We start from the raw sequence: 17,632 nt of genomic DNA, 5'->3' as shown, positions 1-17,632 counted from the left end.
TTGTGTCGGATACGCGTGGTAGCGGTGACTGTATTCCATCGCTGTCTGCTGATTCGGTATATGTTCAGTTAATGGTTTGTACTGCGTGCGGCGATGCATCCCCTCCCTACTCGCTCCCGGTGGTCGCTCCTTGAGGAAGGGGCATTCTCGCCTCAATTCTGGTAAACTACGAGGCATTCTCCTCAAACGCTGATAAGGGTACCAAGGTTTCCAGTTGACCGCTATCGATCTTTTGTCACCGATTCGCCGACGCCGGTCCGGGCATCAGTCGAGAGAGTCACACCGGCATTAAGACTGGTGTCGATGCCGGTTTTCGCGCCGTCGCCGACCACGACACCGAACTTCCGGCGGCCGGTCGAGACCCGGTCGCCTTTGACGGTCAGGCGAACAGCCTTGTCGTCGTGCCGGAGGTTGGCAACGATGGTGCCGGCGCCGAAGTTGACCGACCGCCCGAGCACGCTATCACCGACATACGAGAGGTGGTTCACGGCTGTATCGCGCATGAGAACGGAATTTTTGATCTCGACGGCGTGACCGACACTCGCGTCGGGGCCGACGAGTGTGGCGCCTCGGATATAGGCGTTTGGTCCGACCGTCGCGCCAGATCGAACGAGTGCGGGACCTTCGATCGTGACGCCGTCGTTAACGGTTGCGCCTGCTTCGACACGGACGGGGCCGGAGATGGTCGCGTCGTCGCTGACCGTCCCGTTGATGGCTGGCTCGATCTCTGTAAGTTTCCACTCGTTGGCTTTAAGCAGTTCCCAGGGGCGACCAACATCGAGCCACCGATTGACGGGGATCGGTGTGACAGCGTGACTCTCGATGGTCCGCTCCAAGACATCGGTGAGTTCGTGTTCCCCTCGGCTGCTCTCGGAGACATCTAGTTCATCGAGCGCAGCCGCAGGGAACAAGTACGCGCCAGCGTTGATGAGATCCGACGGCGGATCGGCGGGCTTTTCGACGATCCCGGTGACACGGTCATTCTCGACGGCGAGGACACCATACTGTGTGGGATCGTCGACTCGGTAGCTCGCAACTGCCGGGCCGGCGTCGTACAGGTCGTCAAGGCTCTCGTCGTCGTAGAGGGCATCACCGTTGAGGACGACGAAGGGCTCGTGATCAAGGTGGTCGCTGGCCTGAAGGACGGCGTCGGCAGTGCCGCGCTGTTCGTCCTGGACGGTGTACTCGACCGGAACGCCATCGACAGTATCGCCGATGCGTTCGCGGACCGCATCGGCCTTGTAGCCAACCACGACGACAAGTCGTGTTGCGCCAGCGTCGACGGCCGTCGACAGTGTGTGTTCGACGAGCGGACGGCCCGCAACGGGGAGCATCGGCTTCGGGCGTCGGTCGGTGAGCGGTCGCATTCGGGTCCCCTGGCCTGCAGCGAGAACGACAGTTTGCATGGTTTCCCCCACGCTCCCCGGGTACTAATGGGCTGTTGCTGGGGTGAGCCATCGGGGTATTCTTTGCTATATCACATGATTGTTCAGAACAATTTGATGGGTTGGAGTCGGTTTGACACAATCATTATATCAGTCGTACGTGTTTACCCCCAGAACGATTTCGCCACTCTCTCGTAAGTTGCCCCTGACCTCGTAGTAGAGCAATGCAGACGACAGGGTATTCCCCGAGGGACGGTCTCCGGCAGGGAGACCGTCCCGTGTCTTCTGCACTAGCCGAGGGGGGTTCTGATGGTTACTGATGAGAAAGTGAAGCAACTGCTTGAGCGGATCACTGCCCTCGAAAACCGCGTTGATGAACTTGAGCAGGAGAACGAAGAACTGAGGCAAGAAAATCAGCAACTCCGTAAAGAGAACAAGCGCCTCAGAGCCAAGATCCGATGGTACGAAGGACCACATACACCGCCGAGCAAGGACCAGTCGGAGCAAGAGAAGTCGTCCTCGTCCGACGGGGACGAGGACGACGAACAGCCCCGTACTGACGGTGGCACGCCCGGCCGAAAGTCCGGACACGACCCGGAATGGCGCGACGCCCCCGATCCAGATCAAGAAATCGAGGTCACCTGTGACTGCTGTCCAGACTGTGGTGAGGCGTTCGACGAGTCGGCGGGCGTCAGCCCCCGACTCGTCGAGGAACTCCCTGACCCACAGCCACCGGAAGTCACTCAGTACAACCGGCACCACTACGAGTGTCACTCCTGTGGAGCTGAGACCGTCGCCTCACACCCCGACTGCCCCGATGAGGGGCAGTTCGGGGTGAACGTCATCGCACAGGCAGCGCTCTCTCGGTACGACCACCGTCTTCCATACCGGAAGATCGGCGACCGCTTCGAACAGCTCCACGGACTGGAGTTGTCTGGCGCGTCTGCATGGCACGCGACCGAGCGCGCTGCGCGCGCCGGTCGCTGTGAGTACGAGCAGATCCGCCACCAGATCCAGCAAGCCGACGTTGTCCACGTTGACGAGACTGGAATCAAACGTGACGGCGAACAGGCGTGGATCTGGACGTTCACCACCGAGGAACACACGCTGTACGCGGTCAGGGAGAGTCGAGGAAGCGATGTTCCCGCAGAAGTCCTCGGCGAGGACTTCGCGGGAACGGTCGTCTGTGATGGCTGGACGGCGTATCCGGCCTTCAGCAGCAACCTCCAGCGGTGCTGGGCGCATATTCTACGGGAGGCTGAAGACGCCGCTGAGAAGCAACCGGAAGGCGAACCGATCCACCGTGCTCTCAAACAGCTGTACGTCGCTCTCCAGATTCGACTGGAGAGCGACTTGACAGTTCGTGAGCGAGCAGAACTCCAGTATGTGGCGCGGAGAGAGCTTGAGTCGCTGATAGAGCGGTCAGTGCCCGACGGACCAGTGGCAACACTGCTCGGGAAGGTCGAAGGAGGCCTCGACCACTGGCTCACCTTCATCGGTGAGCCAGCGGTCTCTCCGACGAACAACGCCGCTGAAAACGCGCTTCGTGAGCCGGTGGTTCTCCGGAAGATCATTGGAACGCTCCGGAACGACCGCGGTATGTTCGTGCATGAGACGCTGCTGTCCCTGCTGGCGACCTGCCGCCAGCAGGGACGTAATCCCTACGAAGAGTTCAAGCGGATCGCTCGAAACAACGAGATGATTTCACGAGCTCAGGCTGTGCCCGCTGTTGCGTCCTCGGGGTAAACACGTACTATCAGTCGAACAAGTTGCTTATTGTATGGCTATCTCTCGAGCGATCGTGTTGGCGGCTGGGGAAGGAACCCGCCTACAGCCGCTGACACACAACCGGCCAAAACCGATGTTACCCGTCGGTAACCGGCCAATTCTGGAGTACGTCCTCGATGCGCTGGTCGAAGCCGGCATCAAGCAGCTACATATCGTAGTGGGGTATCGAAGCGAACGGGTCCAAGCACACGTCGGCCCGACCTACCGCGGCCGACCAGTCACCTACCATCATCAGGAAAAACAGCTTGGAAGCGGCCACGCCCTGTTGCAAGCGGCAGATGTGCTCAACGAGGACGTGGTGGTCGCCAACGGCGATCAGGTCGTCGACAACCGATTAGTCGAGCAGGTTATTGAAACGCACGACAGCGAGGCGATCGGGACGCTCGCGCTCGTCGACAGCGAGGCGGTGGATCTGTACGGCGGTGTCGTTGTCGAGAATGGTCAGGTTGTCGATCTGGTCGACGCTGCGGCAACCGATCGGACTCACCTGCTTAACGCCGGTGTGTACGCGTTCGATCCGAAGATCGTCGAGACGATCGGAGGGGGTCGATCCGGTTCGTGAGGAGCGCTCGCTGTTGTCGGCGATTCAGCGCTGTGTCGACGACGATAAACTCGTCCGTGGGGTTGTTACAGATGCGCTGTGGGCGGATGCGACGTATCCTTGGGACGTGCTGTCAGTGTCTCGAGAGCTATTCACCGGCGGGACGATCGCTCGAAGTGGGCACGCGGTCCACGACACAGCACGGATCGATGCGGAGGCCTCGATCACTGAGCCAGTTGCGATCGGCCCGGATGTAGAGGTTGGTCCGAACGCGTCGATCGGGCCGTACGCGTCGATCGGCGAGAACGTCTCTATTGGGCCGGGCGCAGTGGTCGAGAACAGCGTTGTCGACGATGATACCCGTGTCGGTGCGAACGCGACGGTGATCGACTGTGTCACCGGCCAGGGCGTCTTAATCGGCCCTGGCAGCGTCGTTTTGGGCGGTCCGGGAGACGTACAGGTTGGCTCGCGGGTGTTCGAAAACAAACCCCTTGGAGCGTTGCTTGCTGACCGGGCTGCCGCGACCGGCGGTGTGACGTTCACGCCAGGAACGCTCGTTGGATCGGGGGCAACGCTCCATCCGGGTACAACAGTCCATGGAACGATCGCTGCAGGAGCGGAGGTGACTCGATAATGTGCGGGATCATCGGCTACGTCGGCGATCCGGACTACAACATGCCGGGTGAGTCGGAGACCCTCGACGTGCTGGTTGACGGGCTCTCGAACCTCGAGTACCGGGGCTATGACTCCGCCGGCGTCGCGCTGGCAAACGGATCGGTCGAGGTAGTCAAGACGGAAGGCGAGGTCGACAGCCTCCGAGAATCGCTCGCGGACATCAACTCCTCGGCACCCACCGGGATCGGCCATACACGCTGGAGTACCCACGGCCCACCCGCAGATCGGAACGCACACCCACACACTGGCGACACAGATCGGGTTGCGGTGGTTCACAACGGGATCATCGAGAACTACGACAATCTCCGGAGTGAGCTCACCGCGAAGGGCCACGAGTTCGAGAGCGACACGGACACCGAGGTTGTCCCACACCTCATCGAGGAAGGCCTCAACAAGGGACTCGATCGACCTGAGGCGTTCCAGTATGCCGTCGATCAACTGGAGGGCAGTTACGCCATTGCCGCGGTGTTCGCCGGCGACCACACAATCTACGCCACCAGACAGGACTCCCCGCTGGTCCTTGGCCACGACGACGGTGCTGCGTTCCTTGCCAGTGACGTGCCAGCCTTCATCGAGCACACCGACCAGGTGACCTATCTGGACGACGGCGAGTTCGCGAGACTCAACCCCAATGGCGTTACGGTGACAGACAGCACGGGAACACCGATCGATAAATCGATTCGGACCGTCGACTGGGACCCCGAAGACGCCGGCAAGAGCGGGTACGACCACTACATGCTCAAGGAGATTCACGAACAGCCCCGCGCACTCCGGAACTGCCTCCGAGGCCGGGTTGATGAGCGGTCCGGTACCGTGATCGACGAGGAGTTCCCCGACGTGGATGTCAGCGGCCGGGTCCACTTCGTCGCCTGTGGCACCAGCTACCACGCCGCCCTCTATGGCGCCCGGCTGTTTCGGGAGTACGGCGTCAGCGCACAGGTGTTCCTAGCAAGCGAGTACGACGCCAGATCGATCCCCGTCGACAACTCGACTGTCGTCATCGGCGTCACCCAGAGCGGGGAGACTGCCGACACACTGAGCGCCCTCCGGAGTGCTCGCCGGGCCGGCGCGACGACGCTTGCGGTGACAAACACTGTCGGGAGCACCGCGGCCAGAGAGTGTGACGACGTACTCTACATCCGGTCTGGCCCCGAAATCGGCGTTGCCGCGACGAAAACTTTTGCGAGCCAGCAGGTCGCGCTCACGCTGCTTGGCATGTCGGTCGCTGCCGATACACCCGATCGTAAGCTGGTCGCGGCGCTGCGTGACCTGCCCGATCAGATTCAGACGATCCTCGATGACTCGGACGCCAAGGCGCTCGCCGAAACGTACGTCGACTCCTCAGCGTACTTCTTCATCGGGCGCGGTGACAACCGATCCGTTGCGCTCGAAGGCGCGCTGAAAATGAAAGAGATCACGTACAAACACGCAGAAGGGTTCGCGGCGGGCGAACTCAAACACGGGCCGCTTGCCCTCGTCGAGTCCTCGACGCCGGTGTTTGCGGTCGTGACTGGCGACGACGAGCGGGCTATCAAGACCATCGGAAATATGAAAGAGGTTGACGCCCGGGATGCGCCCGTCATTGCCGTCACCGATGGCCGTGCCGGTGCCGAGGAGTACGCCAACGACGTACTCGAAATCCCCGAAACGCATCCACGGCTCGCGCCGGTGCTCGCGAATGTCCAACTACAGTTGGTCTCCTACCACGTTGCGGACTTCCTTAGCCGATCGATCGACAAGCCGCGTAATCTCGCAAAGAGCGTTACTGTCGAGTAAGTTGGCGGGGGCAGCACTGCGCTACAGAGAACGCAGGAGAGAGCCCACAGTCGAAGCGTGAGAGGGGGTCAACGCTGGTGTCCGGAACTGGTATTTATTGATTGATTCGGCGAGGGGGTGATTTCGTGGGCACTCTCCGGCACGCTTTTTCACTCGGTTGACCGTTGCTCCAGTATGTTCGGAACGAGCGGCATCCGCGGACGATTCGGCACGGACGTGACGACGGAGCTTGCGGGGTCGGTCGGGAAAGCGCTAGTCGCAGACGGCGCCGAGGAAGTCGTTCTCGGAAGGGATCCGCGCGACAGCGGTCGGCCACTAGCAGACGCCCTCGCAGCAGGGGTCACCGCAGCAGGCGGTGACGTAATCGACGTGGGGCTTGCGGCGACCCCGACGGTCGCGCGTAGCGTGGGGTGGCAGGAGGCCGATGTGGGTGTTTCGATCACCGCTTCGCACAACCCGGCGCCCGACAACGGGATCAAACTCTGGACGCCGTCGGGACAGGCTTACGACGAAACAGCGCGCGAGCGGATCGCGGGGCTTGTTCGCGAGGCGTCGTTCCCGACACCACGCCACGACGAGATCGGGCGGCGGCGACGCTGGGATGGAGCAACCGAGAGACACGCACAGGCCATCGCTGATGCGGTTGAGCAGCCCTCCGACCCGCCGGCCGTAATCATCGATGTCGGCAACGGTTCCGGCGGTGTGACCGCGGCCGCGTTGCGACATCTCGGCTGTCAGGTCGAGACGCTGAACGCCGATCCGGACGGCTCATTCCCCGCTCGTCCCAGCGAACCGACCAAAGCAAACTGCGAGAGCCTGCGATCTGTGGTTGCCGCAACTGACGCCGATCTGGGGGTTGCCCACGACGGCGACGCCGATCGGCTGCTCGCAGTCGATGAAACCGGTGCCTTCGTCTCCGGGGATACGCTCCTGGCGCTCTTCTCGCGGTGGGCAGTGTCCGATGGCCGGGCCGTCGCAGTGCCCGTCGACACGAGCCTCTCAGTCGCAGAGGTTGTTGAGGCGGCCGGCGGCAGCGTCCGGCACACTCGCGTCGGTGACGTGTTCGTTGCCGAGGTTGCGACCGACCCACAGGTTGCCTTTGGTGGTGAGCCAAGCGGTGCGTGGATCTGGCCGACGGAGACGTTGTGTCCCGACGGCCCGTTTGCGGCCTGCGTACTCGCGTCTCGGCTCGGGGAAGAGTCGCTGTCGGAGTTGACCGCAACGATCCCATCGTTCCCGATCCGTCGTGAGAGCATCGAGACCGGACAGAAAGCAGCAGTCGTTGCGGAGGTTGGCTCGCAACTACAGACCCGCTACGACGACGTGACGACACTCGATGGGTATCGTGTCGATGTTGAAGACGCGTGGGGGCTCGTCCGCGCGAGCGGAACCCAGCCGCTAGTGCGGATCACTGCCGAAGGAACTACTGAAGCCGCCTGTGCGGAGTTGTTTGACTCGCTGTCGGCGCTTGTTCGTGAGGCAACGGAGTCACAATGACGAGCCAGCCGAGGACGACGACGGTAACGCGGACGCTACCGATGCTGACGACCCGGACGGGGGCGGGGTCAACCACGGAGACCGTCCACGGACGGCAGCCGATCCGGCGTCGACGACGATCTAGTGCTCCACGTCGGCCATCAACGACGCCAGCGTCTCCGCCTCGTCGACCGACTTCGGATGCGTCCCCACGAGCAGGACGACGTCGTCACGGTGCTCCACCGTCGCGACGTGAACGAACGCGGGCACCGCCCCCTCGCCGATCTCGTCGCCCTCTCCGTCGCTCCCATCCGTTCCCTCGACCGACACGTCCCCGTCGACGTCGAGGTCGACCTGCGCCTCGAACGTCGTCACGGTCGTCTCCTGCCCGAGGATCGCCACGGTCCGCGACTCCCGCTCCGCCAACTCGTCCACGTCGTCGCCGTCGACCCCGTCGTCGCCCCGGTCCAGCAGTCGCCGGAGCAGCTCCACGTCGTCCGCCCGCACGAGGGGGTTCACCGACCGGCCGGCGACCGTCGCGTTCGGCGTGCTCGCGACGAACAGCGACGCCCCCCGCGAGGCGTTCTCGTAGCCCGCGATCCACGTCGTCACCGACACCCGACCGCCCACGACCGGCACGTCGACCTCCTCGTCGATGCTGAACGACTCCGGCTCCTCGCCCTCGTACCCGGCCGCCGACAGCGACGCGGCCGGCACGCTCGCCGGCTCCGCGTCGAACCGATGGCCGTCCTCGCCCCCGAGACACCCGGCCAGCCCGACTGCCCCCGACGCCGCGATCCCAGCGAGGAGTCGTCTCCGATACATACCGACGGCTACGGCCCCGAGCGATGGTAAGCGTACCGGGCGGGCTATCGCGCGTGAGAACCCCCCGAAACGCACCGGGACCCCGACCCGACGGCTCCCGTCGCCGCCTGGCGGCGAGGTCGACTCCGGCAGCCCTGTCGGCGACGCGGACCACGTCCCCGACGCTGGTTCCTCGACCCCGGCGTCGACGAGTCCGTCCGTGAGCCCCACGTGGGCGGCGAGACGTGCACCGAAATCGAGGTCGGCGACGACCGATCCTCGCCGCAAGCGACGAACGCGACCGGCAGTAGGATTATTTGGTTCGACCCGGACGTGTCGATATGGCGAACGATCACCCCCGTGTTTCCCGACGACGACTGCTCGGCGGCTCCGCCTCGCTCGGCGTCCTCGCGGCCCTCGCCGGCTGCGTCGAGGACGAGCCCGCCGACGACCCCCGCGAGGACGAGCCCGCCGACGACCCCCGCGAGGACGACGACCCGGACGACCCCCGCGAGGAGCCCGACGACCCGCCCGCGACGGTGGCGGACGGCTTCGATCCCGACGCCGCGCTCACCGCCACGCTCGACGCCCTCTCCGACTCGCCGGTCGCGCTCGGCGGCGTGACGACCTTCCTCGGCCCGGACGACGACGCCGAGGACGTCGATCTCGGGGTCGGCCTCCGCGGCGACCCGGAGGCGGAGGTCGGTCGACTCCGAACGCTGATCGGAGACCACGGCGTGCTGGACGGTATCGACCCCGAGGCCGACATCGACGCCGACGTGGATCAGGAGCTGTTCGAGGACAACGAGGAGTTCGTCCGGGACGACGAGTACGCCTGGAGACGCCAACTCGATGGGGAGCCGGACTACGGGGTCGGGTCCGGCTCCTACCCGGAGATGCGGACGCTCGTCGAGAGCCTCTTGGAGTTCTACCACGAGTTCGGCCAGGAACTGGTCTTCGACGAGCCACGGTGGGACGGCGACAGGGAACGCTATCTCGTCGAGGCCGACCGCTTCGACGGCGACGACCCGATCGGGGAGGACCTGACCCCACTGCGGTGTACCGCGGCGGTCGACACCGAGGGCGTCGTCGTCGCCATCGACGCGGAGTTCGAGAGCGAGGCGGGCGCACGGTTCATCCAGGACGCCGCCGGCGAGTACGACCGACCGGTGACCGTCCCGGAGCCCGACTGGCTCGACGAGGCCGAGGCCGCCGCGGACGACCCGGACGACGAGAGCGACCGAGACGACGACGAGACCGGATCGGTCCGCGACGCGACCGGCCAAGCCACCGCGGTCGTCGACGTCGGTGCCGGCGATGACGGCCTCGCGTTCGCCCCGACGGGCCTCCGGATCGATCCCGGAACGACCGTCCGCTGGGAGTGGACCGGCGAGGGTGGCGCACACACGGTCACCGCCGTCGACGGCGAGTTCGACTCCGGCGACCCGGTCGGCGAGGCGGGCCACGTCTTCGAACACCGCTTCACCGACCCGGGCACCGACGAGTACCTGTGCCGACCCCACCAGGCCGCCGGGATGACGGGCCGAATCGAGGTCGTCGACGACTGACGACGCGAGAAAGCCGACCGGTGTGCTCACGCCGGTCGCCAGCAGGATAAATAACCCTCCATAATTCGGGTCTTTGTATGAGGGATTCCACAGATGTTGGAACACGGATCCGAGTTTATATGTTCGATCCGGAAACGTCGACGTGGAGGGGTACAATGTCCACTATCGAAGCGTTCGGGTCGATCGGCGGACCGCGGAGACGACGCGGAGACGTGCCCGTCTCACGAGGAGACGGTCGGTTCCGATCCGGGGTGATGGGATGAGCCACGCCGAGGGCGAAACGGTCGTTAGTAGCCTCAAATCGAGCGGGAAGCGGTACTACGCGTGGCTCGCGTTTATCGGGCTCGGGTTCCTGATCGGCGGGTACGGCGTCCTGGTCACCCTCATCGAGGGGACGAGCGTACTGGGGATCACGGGCCAGGTACCGTGGGGGATCCTCATCTCCACGTACGTGTTCTTCGCGCTGTTGAGCACGGGTATCTGCATCGGGATCACCTCGCTGTCGAGCGTCTTCGGCATGGAGAGATATGAACCGCTCGTCAAGCGTGGTGTCCTGCTGTCGCTGATCACGCTCGCGGCGGGCGGCGCGGTGATCATGGCCGGACTCGGCCAGCCCGTCCGCGCGATCCCGGCGATGGTGCTCTCGCCGAACCCGTCCGCGCCGATGTGGTGGATGATCGTCCTGTACTCGGTGTACGGCGGCGCGCTGGTCGCGGAGTTCGTCCTCATCGACCGCGTCGACGACCCGCCGAGGAGGCTCTCGCGGACGGTGGCGGTCGTGGCGCTGATCGCGCCGATCCTCGCGGGAGCAACGTTGGGCGCGATCTTCGGAACCGCCGAGGCACGCCCCTACTACGGCGGGCTGTTCGCGTCGGTCTTCCTGCTGGTGACCGCGGTGGCGTCGGGCGTCGCCCTGATCACCGCCGTCACCGTCATCGAACGGAAGCTCTCGTCGGCGACCGAAGCGGTCGTGAGCGAGGAGTTGATCACCCGAACGCTCGGGAAGTACCTCGGCGTCGCCACGGCCGCGGTGTTCCTGGTGACGGGGCTCCGACACGCGTACGGGCTGACCGCGACCAACGAGGCGCTCGCGACGGCACACCAACAGATGCTGTTCGGGGGTACCGGGCTGTGGGCCGTCGGCATCGGCATGGGCGTCGGTCTGCTCGTCCCGATGGTGCTCATGGCCGTCCCGAGAACCCGGACCGTCGGCGGCGTCCTCGCGGCGTCGGTGCTGGTACTCGTCGGGATGTTCGTCAGCCGGCTCGAGTTCGTGCTCGGCGGACAGGTCGTCGCGCTGACGAACGACCCCTCGAACCAGTTCCCGATCGCGAGTTACGCCCCCTCCGCGGCGGAACTCGCCATCGTCGTCATGGGGTTCGCCCTGTTCGCCGGACTGTACACCGCCGGCCGAGCCCTGTTCGATCTCGACGAACTCCCCCACCACGAGGAGGACACGATGAGTCACACGACCCACGTACCCGACGGAGGTGAGACCGATGAGTAGCGAATCCGAGTCGCTCGACGCCGAGCTCGAAACGACGACCCTCGACGGCGAGGGGGTCGACCTGAGCATGGTCATCGACCTTCAGCGATGTACCGGCTGTGGGGCCTGTAACATCGGCTGTGCACAGGAGAACAACCTCCAGGAGGGAATGGCGTACTCCAGCCGGATCATCGAGACGAACGGCGAGTTCCCGAACGTCAGCTACGAGTACACGCCGACGCTTTGCAACCAGTGTGATGACGCGCCGTGTGCGGAGGGCTGTCCGACGAGCGCGCTCCACAAGGGGAAGGGCGGCATCACGATGCACGACCACGAGACGTGCATCGGCTGTAAGTCCTGTATGATCAACTGCCCCTACGACGAGATCCACCTCAACGAGGAGGACCCACACCCGACGTGGGAAAGCGAGGAGGCGACCATCGAGAGCGGGACGGCGTCCGCCAGGGCGGTCAAGGACCGCGCCGGCGTCGACGACGACGTCGACGCACCGGCGTACTACAACCCGAACCGCGAGGTCAGCGAGACCGAACACCCGACGCGCTACAAGGGGATCGTCGAGAAGTGTAACTTCTGTGTTCACCGGCTGGAGCGGGACGAGCTCCCGCGATGCGTCGAGGAGTGTCCCTGTGAGGCGCGGATCTTCGGCGACCGCAACGACCCCGACAGCACGGTCAACGAAGTCCTCGCGAAGTACAACCCGGACGTGCTGAAGGCGGACGAGGGAACGGAGCCGAGCGTGAACTACGTGCGCGACTACAACGGCGGCAGCTACGAGCGAGGAACCGGCGAACCCGGACTGGGGGACTGAAACAATGAGCCAACACGATACCACGGACGACGACGACACCGACCTCTGGATCGGGCGCAGAGACGTGATGAAAGCGGGGGCGGTCGGCGCGGTCGCGGCCGGCCTTGGGAGTAGCCTGACCAGCCTCACGCCGCTGGCGCAGGCGGAGGACGGACGGACCGATCTGGTCGAGCACACCGGCGACTGGAGGCCGAGCACCTGCGCGGGCTGTACCTCGTGGTGTGCGGCACAGGTCCTCGTCGACGACGAGACCGACCGCGTGCTCCGGACCCGGGGCCACGAGGACTCGCGGATCCACGGGACGAACGACTGCCCGCGACAGGACCTCGGGATCCAGCAGCTGTACGATCCCGACCGGATCACCCAGCCGATGCGCCGGACCAACCCCGAGAAGGGTCGGGACGTCGACCCCGAGTTCGAGCCGATCTCGTGGGAGGAGGCCATCGGCGAGATCGCCGACCGGATCATGGAGCTCCGTGAGAACGGGGAGCCGGAGACGTTCATGGTGACGCGCGGGCGATACACCTACCTCCGGCCGATCCTCTACAGCTACCTGCCGCAGATCATCGGCTCGCCGAACAACATCTCCCACAGCGCGATCTGTGCGGAAGCCGAGAAGTTCGGCCCGATGTACACCGAGGGTGAGTGGAGCTACCGGCAGTACGACGTCCAGCAGTCGCGCTACGTCCTCGCGTGGGGAGCCGACCCCATCTCGGCGAACCGGCAGGTGTCCCACTACTCCAACGAGTTCGGTGACTTACTCGACCGTGCGACCGTCGCGGTCGTCGAGCCGCGGCTCTCCTCGACGGCGACGAAGTCCGACGAGTGGCTCCCGGTCGAGCCGGGACACGACGGGGCGCTCGCCTCGGCGATGGCGCACGTCATCCTCCGGGACGGCCTCTGGAACCGCGAGTTCGTCGGCGAGTTCGAGGACGGCGAGAACCGGTTCGTGCCGGGCGAGCGGGTCGACCCGGAGACGTTCGAGGAGTCCGAGAACAGCCGGGGCGTGATCGAGTGGTGGAACGAGGAGCTGTACGACAAGGAGCCGGAGTGGGCCGCCGACGAGGCGGGCGTTCCGGCCGAGCAGATCGAACGCGTTGCGACCGGCTTCGCGGAGGCGGGGCCGAACGCGATCTCGTGGCTCGGCGGCGGTCCCTGTATGCAGGTTCGGGGCAGCTACACGGCGATGGCGATCCACGCGCTCAACGGGCTCGTCGGGTCGGTCGGGAACCGCGGCGGGACGCTCTACGCGCCGAGCACCGGCGTCGAGGATCTGCCCGCGCCCGACGAGTACGTCGACGAGGTCGCCGAGGCCGGACTGGACCACGAGAAGATCGACCAGCGCGGTCGACTGGAGTTCCCGGCGCTCAAGGACGGCGAGTCCGGCGGCGGCGTCGTCACCAACAACGCCGCCGACGGGATCCTCGACGAGGACCCCAACGAGATCGAGGTCCTGATCTCGTACTGGAATAACTTCGCGTTCTCGAACCCCGAGAGCCAGCGCTGGGAGGAGGCGCTCGCGGAGATCCCGTTCCACGCGACGATCGAGACCCACGCCAGCGAGACGGCGTGGTTCGCCGACGTCGTCCTCCCGGCGACCCACCACCAGTTCGAACGGTGGGGCCAGCTCCGGTCCACCGGCGCGGGCTACAGGACGATCAACCTCCACACGCCCGTGATGGCCGACGATCCCGACGATCCGGAGGACGTGCTCGAGAACGGCCGGCTGTGGGACGTCAAGACCGACGAGACGGAGATCCCGTACCTGTTGGCCGAAGCGCTCGCCGACAGGGGCTTCGAGAACCTACTGGCGTTCTTCGAGACCGAGTACCCGGATCCCGAATCGGGGCGGAGCCTCCGCGAGGAGATCCCCGGCGACGACTTCGAGAGCCGTGAACTGCGCGCACAGGCGTTCTCGCGGAACGCGCTCAAGCTCCGAACACGGCCGATCTGGGACCCCGACTACCGAGAGAACGAGTTCGACTGGCCCGGCGGCGAGGAGTTCGACGACTGGGTCGAGTTCCGCGAGCGCGGCATCTGGCACACCGACGAGTGGGAGTACAGACACCGCTGGCCCTCGGAGGGTGGCGAGTTCGACACCGACACCGGCGTCTTCGAGTTCGACGGCGAGACCCTGCGGAACGCGCTCGAAGGCCACGCGGAACGCCACGACACGGACGTCGACACGGTCCTCGACGTGTGTAACTATCAGGGTCGCGTCGACGATCCCGACGCGCCCGACGCGTTCGTCCCGCACTACGAGGAGCCGTACGACATGGGTGACGAGGACGACTACCCGTTCAACTTCGTCGATTACAAGGACCGCCTCAACCGTGAGGGCCGGTCCGCGAACACCCCGTGGGCACAGGAGTTCAACGACGTCAATCCCGGCGATGAGCCGGGGAAGGACCTCGCGAAGATCAACCCCCGGGACGCGGACCGACTGGGGATCGAGGACGGCGACGAGATCAGCATCCGGTCGCCGGTCGGCGAGATCGAGTCGACGGCGAAACTCTGGGAGGGCGTCCGCCCCGGAACCGTCGCGAAGACGTGGGGACAGGGCCACTGGGCGTACGGCCGGGTCGCGTCCGACGAGTTCGGCGACGAGGCCCGCGGTGGATCGAACAACGTCGTCATCGGCGCGGAGTACGACCGGCTCAGCGGGAGTTCGGTGTTCTACGGCGACGTACGGGTCGACATCGAGACGCGATGACTGGCCGAACCGCTCCGTTCGGATCCGGCTCCTCGTCGGGTCCACTTCCGGGGCGGTGCCCCCGACCGCGGTACCCGAGAACTGACCGATACTCATGACACTATCACACACGATGTCCGACACGCTCGACGACCGGATCGCCGCGGAGCGGCAGCGAGCGGAGACGTACCGGCTCCTCGCGGCGCTGTTCCAGCCGCCCGACGCCGGGGGGATGGACGGGTTGGAGGCGACGACCGACGCCGACGTCTCGATCGCGGTCGGACGGCTGCGCGAGGCCGTCCCGGATCGGGACTCGCTGAAACTGGACCACGCTGGGCTGTTCGTCGGACCGTTCGACCTGCTGGCCCCGCCCTACGAGTCGGTCTACGTCGACGACGAGACGCGGGTGATGACCGAGGCGACCGAGCGGGTGCGGACGGAGTACCGCGAGGCCGGCGTCGATATCGACCTCGACGAGCCGGCCGACCACGTCGCGGCGGAGTTGGAGTTCACCTACCTGCTCGTCGCCACCGAGGTCGAGGCGCTCGATGCGGGCGCGTTCGAGGCCGCGGAGCGGTGTCTCGAACGACAGTACGAGTTCCTCTCGGCGCACCTCGGCCGGTGGATCTCGGAGCTCGCCGAGAACATGCGCGAACACGCCGACACGGCGTTCTACTCGGCGCTCGCGGACGAGGCCCGGTCGTTCGTTGAAGCGGACGGACGGCGGCTCGCGGAGCGGCTCGAACGGCTCGATTCGACCGACGACGACTTGGTGGCGGTGCTCGAAGGTGGTGAGAACCGATGACCGTTGACGCCGACCGGGTCCGCGAACGGCTCCGTGCGGTCGAGGACCCCGTCCTCGGCAGTGATATCGCCGATCTCGGGCTGATAGACGACGTCCGTATCGAGGACGGGGTCGCGACCGTCGCCGTCGCGTTCAACGCCCCGTACTCGGGCGACGAGAAGGCGATGGGCGACCGTATCCGCGAGGAGGTCGAGGCGCTCGGGCTCGACCCGGAGATCACCGTGAGCCTCTCGTGGGAGGACTCGGACAGCCCGCTTCCGGACGTTCGGAACGTCGTCCCGATCGCCTCGGGGAAGGGCGGGGTCGGGAAGACGACGGTCGCGACGAACCTCGCGACCGCGCTCGCGGAGGCCGGCGCGCGCGTCGGCCTGCTCGACGCCGACGTCTACGGCCCGAACGTCCCCGGGATGATCGGGATCGAGGCCCGACCGGGATTGACCGAGGACGGGAGGATCGTCCCGCCGGAGGCCGACGGGATGAAGCTGATGAGCATGGCGTTCCTCTCGGAGGACGACACGGACCCCGCACTGTTGCGCGGCCCGATGATCGACAAGCTGCTCTCGGAGCTCATCGAGGAGACGGAGTGGGGCGAACTCGACTACCTCCTCGTCGACCTGCCGCCGGGGACCGGCGACGAGCAGCTCACGCTTCTCCAGAACGTGCCAGTGACGGGCGCGGTGGTCGTGACGACGCCGGAGGACATCGCCTTGGAGGACGTTCGCAAGGGGATCCGGATGTTCCTCGACCGCGGGACGCCGGTGCTCGGGATCGTCGAGAACATGAGTTCGTTCCGGTGTCCGAGCTGTGGCGACGAACACGAGTTGTACGGAAGCGGCGGTGGCGCGGCGATCGCCGAGGAGTACGACGTGCCGCTGCTCGCCGAGGTCCCGATGGACCCGGACATCCGGTCGGGCGGCGACGCCGACGAGCCGGTGACGGCGCTCCGGGCGACGGACGCCGCCGATCGCTTCTTCGATCTCCGGGATGCGGTCGTCGACAGGATCGGTGCCGTCAACCGCGCCGAGAAGGGACGACTCGACCCGGACGATCCGGACTCGCCGCTCGTTCCCCCGGCCGATCCGGCTCACGGCGAGGGAATGCCCGATGGCGGACGGAACGCGCCCGGGAGCGGATCCGATGGAGCCGGCGGCGGCGGAGGCGGCGGAACCGGCGGAGGCGGCGCGGGCGGCCACTGACCCCGCGACCGGTCGTCACCCGCTCCAGTCGATCACCTCTATCTCCGTTCCGGTGACGGAGTCCGGGAGGTCGCCGATGCGCTCGGTCGCCTCGTCGACGAGGTCGTCGGCGACGCGGTACCGATCGGCGGCCGACCCGTCGGTTCCGGCATCGGAATCGAATCCGCCGTCCGCCGCGTTCCGGATCCGCTTCCACGCGCCGGGCTCCGTGTTACAGAGGAGATAGTAGGTGTGAGCATCGGCGATCGCAATGAGAGCGTCCGCAACCGTCGTGATCCGGTCGGACTCCCGATCCGGACCTTCCGTCGCGTCCGTTGATCCGCCGTCCGGGCGGTCCTCGTCGGTGACGAAGGGAACGAGGTCCGCGTTCGCGCTCGTGAACGCCGTAGCTAGCGCCATCTCCGCCTCGTCCGCGTCGAACTCGCCGCGGTCGAGACGCTCGACGATCCGCGTGGTCCCGTCGACGAGCACGGCCCCGAAGACGAGGCGTGACTCGCGGATCAACGACGTGACTGCGTCCGGGACGTGTTCGGTCGAGTCGTCAGTCATCACGTCATCCGGATCTCGGCGACGGGGTAATGGTGTTTCGCCGTCCCACGACTCGTGATCTC

At 65.7% G+C, this 17,632-nt stretch carries 15 protein-coding genes; 12 read left to right on the top strand and 3 right to left on the bottom strand.

Annotated features, from left to right (window positions below):
* Positions 1-221: 221 nt before the first annotated feature.
* Positions 222-1,406, bottom strand: a complete 1,185-nt coding sequence (gene glmU / locus J2751_RS11070; protein ID WP_209486021.1) for a bifunctional sugar-1-phosphate nucleotidylyltransferase/acetyltransferase — start codon at positions 1,404-1,406, stop codon at positions 222-224.
* A 288-nt stretch (positions 1,407-1,694) separates the two neighbouring features.
* Between glmU and tnpC the strand changes: the two genes are divergently transcribed.
* The 6 genes from tnpC (at position 1,695) to J2751_RS11040 (ending at position 7,786) form a co-directional block, all read left to right on the top strand.
* The gene (gene tnpC, locus J2751_RS11065; protein WP_209486019.1) at positions 1,695-3,131 is read left to right on the top strand and encodes an IS66 family transposase; all 1,437 of its coding nucleotides are present in this window, start codon (positions 1,695-1,697) and stop codon (positions 3,129-3,131) included.
* Positions 3,132-3,165: 34 nt separating this feature from the next.
* Positions 3,166-3,735: a nucleotidyltransferase family protein gene (locus J2751_RS15880; RefSeq protein ID WP_209486017.1), complete on the top strand. Its 570-nt coding sequence runs from the start codon at positions 3,166-3,168 to the stop codon at positions 3,733-3,735.
* Between the two features lie 115 nt (positions 3,736-3,850).
* Positions 3,851-4,348, top strand: coding sequence for an LbetaH domain-containing protein (locus J2751_RS15875; RefSeq protein WP_209486015.1), 498 nt, complete (start codon positions 3,851-3,853; stop codon positions 4,346-4,348).
* Positions 4,348-6,165: a glutamine--fructose-6-phosphate transaminase (isomerizing) gene (gene glmS, locus J2751_RS11050; protein WP_209486012.1), complete on the top strand. Its 1,818-nt coding sequence runs from the start codon at positions 4,348-4,350 to the stop codon at positions 6,163-6,165. The genes J2751_RS15875 and glmS overlap by 1 nt, the downstream gene beginning before the upstream one ends.
* Positions 6,166-6,339: 174 nt before the next feature.
* Positions 6,340-7,662 (top strand): phosphoglucosamine mutase, encoded by a 1,323-nt coding sequence (glmM, locus tag J2751_RS11045; protein ID WP_209486009.1) that lies wholly within the window; start codon positions 6,340-6,342, stop codon positions 7,660-7,662.
* Positions 7,640-7,786, top strand: a complete 147-nt coding sequence (locus tag J2751_RS11040) for a hypothetical protein (protein ID WP_209486007.1) — start codon at positions 7,640-7,642, stop codon at positions 7,784-7,786. Before glmM ends, J2751_RS11040 begins: the two co-directional genes overlap by 23 nt.
* On the opposite strand, the gene J2751_RS11035 is transcribed toward J2751_RS11040, so the two are convergent.
* Entirely contained in the window at positions 7,783-8,466 is a 684-nt protein-coding gene (locus tag J2751_RS11035) for a DUF6517 family protein (RefSeq protein WP_209486005.1), read from the bottom strand. The genes J2751_RS11040 and J2751_RS11035 overlap by 4 nt on opposite strands.
* Positions 8,467-8,786: 320 nt before the next feature.
* Here J2751_RS11035 and J2751_RS15540 point away from each other — a divergent pair, with 320 nt between their 5' ends.
* The 6 genes from J2751_RS15540 to J2751_RS11005 all read left to right on the top strand — a co-directional run bounded on the left by J2751_RS15540 (position 8,787) and on the right by J2751_RS11005 (position 17,021).
* Positions 8,787-10,013, top strand: a complete 1,227-nt coding sequence (locus tag J2751_RS15540; RefSeq protein ID WP_245202737.1) for a halocyanin domain-containing protein — start codon at positions 8,787-8,789, stop codon at positions 10,011-10,013.
* Between the two features lie 259 nt (positions 10,014-10,272).
* Positions 10,273-11,520 (top strand): NrfD/PsrC family molybdoenzyme membrane anchor subunit, encoded by a 1,248-nt coding sequence (gene nrfD, locus J2751_RS11025; protein ID WP_209486003.1) that lies wholly within the window; start codon positions 10,273-10,275, stop codon positions 11,518-11,520.
* A complete protein-coding gene (locus tag J2751_RS11020) occupies positions 11,513-12,328 on the top strand; it encodes a 4Fe-4S dicluster domain-containing protein (RefSeq protein WP_209486001.1) in 816 nt (271 codons plus the stop codon). Before nrfD ends, J2751_RS11020 begins: the two co-directional genes overlap by 8 nt.
* 4 nt (positions 12,329-12,332) lie before the next feature.
* Positions 12,333-15,041: a molybdopterin-dependent oxidoreductase gene (locus J2751_RS11015; RefSeq protein ID WP_209485999.1), complete on the top strand. Its 2,709-nt coding sequence runs from the start codon at positions 12,333-12,335 to the stop codon at positions 15,039-15,041.
* Between the two features lie 94 nt (positions 15,042-15,135).
* On the top strand, positions 15,136-15,825 hold the full coding sequence (locus tag J2751_RS11010; protein WP_209485997.1) for a TorD/DmsD family molecular chaperone: 690 nt from the start codon (positions 15,136-15,138) through the stop codon (positions 15,823-15,825).
* The gene (locus tag J2751_RS11005; protein ID WP_209485996.1) at positions 15,822-17,021 is read left to right on the top strand and encodes an Mrp/NBP35 family ATP-binding protein; all 1,200 of its coding nucleotides are present in this window, start codon (positions 15,822-15,824) and stop codon (positions 17,019-17,021) included. Before J2751_RS11010 ends, J2751_RS11005 begins: the two co-directional genes overlap by 4 nt.
* A gap of 15 nt (positions 17,022-17,036) precedes the next feature.
* Here the strand turns inward: J2751_RS11005 and J2751_RS11000 are convergent, their stop codons facing one another.
* The gene (locus J2751_RS11000) at positions 17,037-17,570 is read right to left on the bottom strand and encodes a hypothetical protein (RefSeq protein WP_209485994.1); all 534 of its coding nucleotides are present in this window, start codon (positions 17,568-17,570) and stop codon (positions 17,037-17,039) included.
* Between the last annotated feature and the right edge of the window lie 62 nt (positions 17,571-17,632).

Source organism: Halorubrum alkaliphilum, assembly GCF_017873815.1.
GTDB lineage: Archaea > Halobacteriota > Halobacteria > Halobacteriales > Haloferacaceae > Halorubrum > Halorubrum alkaliphilum.
The sequence above is the reverse complement of the archived record's forward strand: the minus strand, read 5'-3'. Positions and strand labels throughout refer to the sequence as shown.